This window comes from Leucobacter iarius (assembly GCF_039530105.1).
GTDB classification, from domain to species: domain Bacteria; phylum Actinomycetota; class Actinomycetes; order Actinomycetales; family Microbacteriaceae; genus Leucobacter; species Leucobacter iarius.
This window is the reverse complement of record NZ_BAAAOB010000011.1, coordinates 1-931: the sequence shown is the minus strand read 5'-3', so window position 1 is coordinate 931 and position 931 is coordinate 1. Positions and strand designations below refer to the sequence as shown.

Genomic DNA, 931 nt, shown 5'->3' with positions numbered 1-931 from the left:
ATCAAACTCAGCATTGAAAATAACCAGCGGGCGCCGGCCGATATGGTGCTGCAGCTGCTGCGCAATATCGGGCCACGATGGCGCACTGACCAGATCATCGTCACTGATGGAAGGTGCGAACAAGTTCCTGATATGAGATCATCATATTCATCCGGAGCGCATCCCAGAGGGACATCATGAGCCATCAACTCACCTTCGCCGATAGTGAATTCAGCACTAAGCGCCGTCAGACCCGAAAAGAGATTTTCCTCTCCCGCATGGAGCAGATTCTGCCATGGCAGAATATGACCGCTGTCATCGAGCCGTTTTATCCCAAGGCGGGCAATGGCCGACGGCCCTATCCGCTGGAGACCATGCTGCGTATTCACTGCATGCAGCATTGGTACAACCTGAGCGACGGTGCCATGGAAGATGCCCTGTACGAAATCGCCTCCATGCGCCTGTTTGCCCGATTATCCCTGGATAGCGCCCTGCCGGATCGCACCACCATCATGAATTTCCGCCACCTGCTCGAGCAGCATCAACTGGCCCGTCAATTGTTCAAGACCATCAATCGCTGGCTGGCCGAAGCAGGCGTCATGATGACCCAAGGCACTTTGGTGGATGCCACCATCATTGAGGCACCCAGCTCTACCAAGAACAAAGAGCAGCAACGCGATCCGGAGATGCATCAGACCAAGAAAGGCAATCAGTGGCACTTTGGCATGAAGGCCCACATTGGTGTCGATGCCAAGAGTGGCCTGACCCACAGCCTAGTCACCACCGCGGCCAACGAGCATGACCTCAATCAGCTGGGTAATCTGCTTCATGGAGAGGAGCAATTTGTCTCAGCCGATGCCGGCTACCAAGGAGCGCCACAGCGCGAGGAGCTGGCCGAGGTGGATGTGGACTGGCTGATCGCCGAGCGTCCCGGCAAGGTAAAAACCTTGAA

The 931-nt window shown here is 55.9% G+C and carries 2 protein-coding genes; both read left to right on the top strand.

Annotation, left to right across the window (positions count from 1 at the left end; all coding sequences use genetic code 11):
• Window positions 1-180 (top strand): hypothetical protein (locus ABD169_RS16025; RefSeq protein ID WP_344033615.1); only part of this gene is annotated, 180 nt, incomplete at its 5' end.
• Window positions 177-931: IS5-like element ISKpn26 family transposase (locus tag ABD169_RS16020; protein ID WP_277458135.1), on the top strand; the 755-nt coding region annotated here is incomplete at its 3' end. The genes ABD169_RS16025 and ABD169_RS16020, both read left to right, overlap by 4 nt.